The organism is Pseudoxanthomonas kaohsiungensis (assembly GCF_010211765.1).
Lineage (GTDB): Bacteria > Pseudomonadota > Gammaproteobacteria > Xanthomonadales > Xanthomonadaceae > Pseudoxanthomonas > Pseudoxanthomonas kaohsiungensis.
On sequence record NZ_PDWO01000029.1, the window covers coordinates 1 to 5,407 of the forward strand.

The 5,407-nt window shown below is 60.3% G+C and carries 6 protein-coding genes; 1 reads left to right on the forward strand and 5 read right to left on the reverse strand.

Translation table 11 applies throughout. The features are described 5' to 3' along the window. On the reverse strand, nt 1-826 hold an 826-nt coding region (locus CSC66_RS17035), incomplete at its 3' end, for a DJ-1/PfpI family protein (protein ID WP_202935691.1). Nucleotides 827-892: 66 nt separating this feature from the next. Between CSC66_RS17035 and CSC66_RS17040 the strand changes: the two genes are divergently transcribed. Then, nucleotides 893-1,195, forward strand: a complete 303-nt coding sequence (locus CSC66_RS17040) for a putative quinol monooxygenase (protein ID WP_007182542.1) — start codon at nt 893-895, stop codon at nt 1,193-1,195. A gap of 24 nt (nt 1,196-1,219) precedes the next feature. Here CSC66_RS17040 and CSC66_RS17840 read toward each other — a convergent pair whose 3' ends face one another. The 4 genes from CSC66_RS17840 to CSC66_RS17060 form a co-directional block, all read right to left on the reverse strand. Next, on the reverse strand, nt 1,220-1,735 hold the full coding sequence (locus CSC66_RS17840) for a helix-turn-helix domain-containing protein (RefSeq protein WP_046273000.1): 516 nt from the start codon (nt 1,733-1,735) through the stop codon (nt 1,220-1,222). An 83-nt stretch (nt 1,736-1,818) separates the two neighbouring features. Further along, nucleotides 1,819-2,229 (reverse strand): hypothetical protein, encoded by a 411-nt coding sequence (locus CSC66_RS17050; RefSeq protein ID WP_196933254.1) that lies wholly within the window; start codon nt 2,227-2,229, stop codon nt 1,819-1,821. 34 nt (nt 2,230-2,263) lie between these two features. Next, a complete protein-coding gene (locus tag CSC66_RS17055; protein WP_196933255.1) occupies nt 2,264-4,315 on the reverse strand; it encodes a hypothetical protein in 2,052 nt (683 codons plus the stop codon). Beyond that, nucleotides 4,308-5,407 (reverse strand): site-specific integrase (locus tag CSC66_RS17060; RefSeq protein ID WP_162378609.1); only part of this gene is annotated, 1,100 nt, incomplete at its 5' end. The genes CSC66_RS17060 and CSC66_RS17055, both read right to left, overlap by 8 nt.

The following is a 5,407-nucleotide window of genomic DNA, read 5'->3' on the forward strand; positions in this document are numbered from 1 at the left end:
AAACGCTTTGCAGCCGCCGCGCCAAGGTGCGCTCGCTTGTGCCCGCGGCGCTGGCCGCCTCGGCCAGCGAGAACCCCTGCGCGAGCCGACGTCTGGCCCAGCACTCGAAGCGCTCCACCATCGGGTCGGCATGCGCAAGGTGGTCGGGAATCACGAACTCGGCTTGCGAACTGCGTGTCTCGACCAGCAGATAGCGTGCCACCAGGGCCGCCAGCGCCGGACTGCGCCCTCGGATGATGCGCAAGGCCAAGTCGACGTGGGCCAAAGCGGCACCCGCGGTGGTGAAGCGTGTCGAGTTCACGATCATGCGTGACTCGTCCAGCGTGACGTTCGGATAGCGCTGCCGAAACATCGGCCCCAGCCACCATGACGTCGTCGCACGATGCCCATCAAGCAAGCCACTCTCTGCAAGCAAGAAACTACCGGAGCAAGCGGCACCAAGGTGCGCGCCAGCGGTGGACCACTGCTGTAGCGCCGCGACCGCGTCGGGCACATCGGGGCGTGTGAGTCGAGCCGAGAGCGTGTCAGGCATCTTGTCGCCAAACGCTGGCACGAGCACGACGTCTGGTTCGGGCACACCATGCGCAGTGACCACGGGGACCGTCAAGCCTTGCGCAGTTCGGATGCGACGCCGCACGCCCACCAGCGTGAGCTCTATGTGCGCGGGAGCCTGTGGCAGCGAGCCCGCCATCGCATTGGCTAAGCCCACTGTGTCAGTGAGTGCCGCAAGCCCCAGATCAAACACGCCATCACAAACAAGGAGGTGGAGTTTCATGACAGCAATGATATCAATGTTGTCATTATTGCCAATAGAGATGTCTGCCATGAAGACTTAGACTGCAGTCTCGTCGATCCCTTCACCCACTTTTCCATTTACCCAAAGGAATACAGCATGACCAAGCTCGCCCTGTTTGTTCGCCTCGAAGCTAAACCCGGCCAGGAGGCTGCGCTTGCCGACTTCCTGGCCAGCGCACTGCCGCTCGCCAACGCCGAGTCCGGCACCACGGCCTGGTTCGCATTGAAGTTTGGCCCTTCGACGTTTGGTGTGTTCGATGCCTTTGCCGATGAGGCAGGTCGCCAGGCACATCTGAACGGCCAGATCGCCGCGGCCTTGATGGCCAACGCAGCGACCTTGCTCAGTTCTCCGCCCAATATCGAGAAGGTCGAACTTCTTGCAGCCAAACTTCCTGCATGACAACTCGGCCTTGACCCAATCAGGTCACGCTGCAGGATGGGGGTCACACAGCCCTACGTGCGACCCCTCATTCGTGTGATGGCGAATGAGTTTCTCAATAGCCTCGGGTGCGACTTTCGTATGGTAGCTGTGCGCACGATACGCCTGGGAGTTCTTCCCAGCGCGGAGGCCCTCCGGAAACGGTTGGATGTCATCCGATGGGCCAGGTCGTGCTGCAGCCTTCAGGACGACCTCCTGAAACTCGACAGACAACTCTCTGGCAAACGTCACTCGTGCACTTGCGTCCTCACGCCGGATCGCTGACACGATGGTTTCGGCTCTCTCGGGCACGACGGTGGCGACATCGGGTGGCAGGCGGCCCGCCGCCACGCGGAGGACGTCGGCTGGTATCTGAAGCGCGTTTCCGATGGCTTCGAACTGGTCATCCGCAGGTTGTCGCCGACCACTTTCCAGCATGCTGAGGTACGACTTTGTCACATTCAGTTCCTTCGCCAAGGCGGTCAGCGTGAGCTCCTGTTCCTGGCGCCTTTCTCGCAGCAAACGGCCAAAACTACCAGGCTGTTGAGAAACTCCCTGCGAGATCCGTTGTCATAGGTGAGCTTCAAGTTGTTGCTGAGTCAGCTTCATGCAGACTTCTTTTCCTTTGTCTTCTTCTTGTTGCGCGACCGACCGGATCGGTTGACCTCCGGGAGAGGTTTGTCCCATGCCAACAAGTCCATGCGAACATTGTTTGCGTACGCGTTGTACTGCCAGCGCCGGAACTGATCCAGGAGCAGCTCGTTGGTCTCCGAAAGACGCTTCACCTGTGCTTCCAAGTCGGCAATCCGTCGCGTCGCGACCTCAAGCGTGTAGTCGCGGGGCAAGGCGTCTCTGGCAGTGCGGATGTCCTTCTGTCTCTTCTGGAAGCCCTCCTTGATAGAGGGGTAGAGGTACATCGTGTGCTTAGACACGGACTCGACGTCCAGAACCTTGGCGACGCGCGCACAGAACAGCGGCCAGGTCAGCTTGCCCTCCCAGCGATCCAGTTCTCGCATGATTCTGGGGAGACTGGACTTGGTGATGACCCGCTTAGGCATCTTCAGGCAGCTTGGATGGTAGAGAAACGATGGGGGGCGTCGCGACTTCAGTGGCGGGGATGACATGGACACCGAGGTCAATGAGTGCGCGCTTGATAGGTGAAGGATCATGCCCCTCGGGAATCCGCACCAGGGCGCCGTCCGGGACGTCCGGATGCTCCAGCGTGATACGTATCGCGCGCTGGTGGGCCAACTCCCACTTGTGGTTGTCGACCCACCTATCCGCGCCGAATTCACCGTCCTCGTGCGCTTTCTGGGCCCGCTCGAGCAACCACGCCGTTTGCGCCTCGGCCAGCCGTATGCGGTCCAACGTGATGTGGTCGCCCTTGATGCAGGTGAGCTCAGTGCAGGTGAGACACTTCCGGCGCTTCTCGCACGGCATCATGGAATAGTCGTGGGTGCAGAGGCCGTACAGCGTCACCTTGGCAGTGCCGGGGCGATCGACGCCAAGTTCCGTGTAGTGGACGGGCTTTCGATCCCTAAAACGCTCGAGCACGGACGGCCGCTCCCCGATGATGAGCGCACGCGCCTCTGAGGCTCGCTCTTCAGGCGTTCGGTGGTCGTAGTGCCGGTTGTGTCGGGGATCCGCACGCCCTGCCCACTGAGCGAGCGTGTAGTCATCCATCCCCGTCCGTACACCCATCGTGTTGAGCCAATGGCGCGGCTGGTGCGTCGTCATCTCGATCCTTGACCCGTCCGGATTCGTCTTCCCGAACCGCGCAAAGAGCGAAGGGCCATGGGAATCCTGCATGCGTCTATTAACCTCATTGACGTCGGCCAGCCGCCAGGAGAATGCTTTGGGTGAAAACTCTGCGTGGAATTCATTCTCGCGATGCAGGCACAACGCGTCCCAGATGAGAAGCTGCCGCGTTGCGTCGGTATAGGGCCAATGGGCTCCGCCATAGACTTGTCGTACCACATCGGCCAGCCGTGCGTAGGTGACCTCGCCCGAGGCAATCACCGCAGCGAAAGGCTTGCTGACTTTGATTGCGGACCAGTTTTCCGTGCCGTCACGTCGACGAATGGATTTGGGCACTTTGAGCCCGATCGCCGCGCAGAACTCCTCGGGCGACAGCGGGGCGTCTTGCGGATGATCGGGCGCCGTGATGCAACCGGCATGTATCAGAAACTTGCCTGGGTTCTCGAAGGCGAATTTGGCCGCAAGACGCGCTGGCTCACCCAACTCCATCAGGCGACGATGCGCTTCCTCCATGACCGAGTGCATGGGAGCCACGATCCACTTCTTCATCGCGCCCTTGCCCTTGGCGGCGCGCCAGCGAAACAGCATCTGCTGTTCGCCGTTGTCGTCTGCCTCCCATTGCAGACAGTTGGTGGGAAGCTTGAACGGTTCCGACCCGCGACTGGGTGCCGTCATCAATAGCGCCATGATCGAGGAGAAGTAACGTGATTCCTTGTCGTTGGCTTCTGCGAACACCTCAGCCATGGCGAGCATCGCCGCGTGGGAGGGGAGCTTCTTCTCTCGGTGCTCCCTGCCCGCTTCGCCCAGATCTTCAGTCAGGATCGTGGGCTTTCGAAATGGTGATTTCCAGGCCGGGAGGGACGGCACCAAGTGGTTTCTACGAAGGAAGTCGAACAACTTCACCAGATCGAGGCCAGTCTTATGGATGAAATCATCGCTCGTAGCAAACTCCCTACACTTTTGCGCGCTCGCATCCATCACCGCGCCTGTAATGCGCTGGATGTCGACCGGACCGGGGCTGTCCCGAAGCGCCGCCTCTACACATCGCAAGGCTTGAATGCGGTAACTCAAGGACACGACCGGCCGATGGCTATAGTCGTAGCGGATGTAGGCCTTCGCGAACTGCTTGAATGGCTCCGCGAGAGGAACAAACGAGTAGGACGTCAACGGCGCCGTCTTCGTTCCGAATACGACGACCGCTTTTCCGTCTTGCCAGCGATCTTCGTCCCACGTTGCCAGCCCACCAAAAGCGGATAGTTCTTCCCGACACAACCGAATGAACGCCGTGAGGTTGCCCCGCGCATCCAGTTCGGCCTTGGGAACGAACTGGACGATCTCAGCCACGCACCTGCTCCACCACTAATGCATCCTCCGCCCGCATCTGCTGGCAGCGCAGCACGCAATGCTCCACGGCCAGAATCAGCAGGTCGTCGGCATTGACGACTTCTTCTGCACACCCAGCGGCCTGGGCAGCGGCCTTCTCGGCGTAGAGCTCCTCCAACACCTCTTCATGCGGCCCGAACACCCACGGCTGGAAGAAACGGCAGGTGTAGCAGGCGCGATATCCACTCGCGCAGAACCCATAGTTTCCACACGTTCCTACCGCATGTTGCTCCGCGTTCGGAACGCGGCTCTTGGGATCGTCACCTCGAATCGCCTCCCTCTCAGAGCGGACGAGTGTGCCCATGCAAGCTTGCGCGAATGGCGCTAGCTTGGGACCAATCATTTGATTGATGACGACCGCCTCCTGCGGCGTGTTGTCAGTATAGACGCGGACATTTTGAATGTCGGAATGGTCCATGAGCTCGGCAACTACGAATGCACCATAGCCCTCGCGCCTCAGCTTTGTGCCGCGCGTGTGCCGAAACCGAGTTGCGGTGAGTCGGATGAACTCCCCCGTCCGCTCTGACCTCGCTGTCGACTTGCGTCCGCAGCTTCGAAGCGCGTCGCCTAAGGCAGCGGTAGTTTCATGCAGCGCGTCTGGCCGCTGCCCCAGCAAGGCCTCCTTAAGGGCCTCCAACGAGACTACCTTCATCAACGCACGACCGTTAATGAAAATCGGAATCTCCTGCAGGAGCCCGTCGTCCATCACCGAACGACCTAACTGCTCTTCTACCGTCACGATCGAGCGACGGTGCTGCCCTTGCAGTACCAGGTACAGATCCTCGTTGACGGCCAGTGATCGAAATTCGCCACGAAATCCCACACCACGCTGTTTGGCACGAGGAATGACGATTCGATGTAGCCACGCGCCGTCGCGATTCTCGCGAATCAGGTCCTTGCCGCGAAGGGCCGCGAGCTGCACCGCTCGCCGAGCGGTCATGGCAAGGCAAAGAAGGTACGTGTAGTCCCGAAAGGGAATCGCCTGCGTCGTCACAGCACGATTCGCCCATTCGAGAATGAGTGACATCTCGATGTCGGTGTATGGCCCACTAT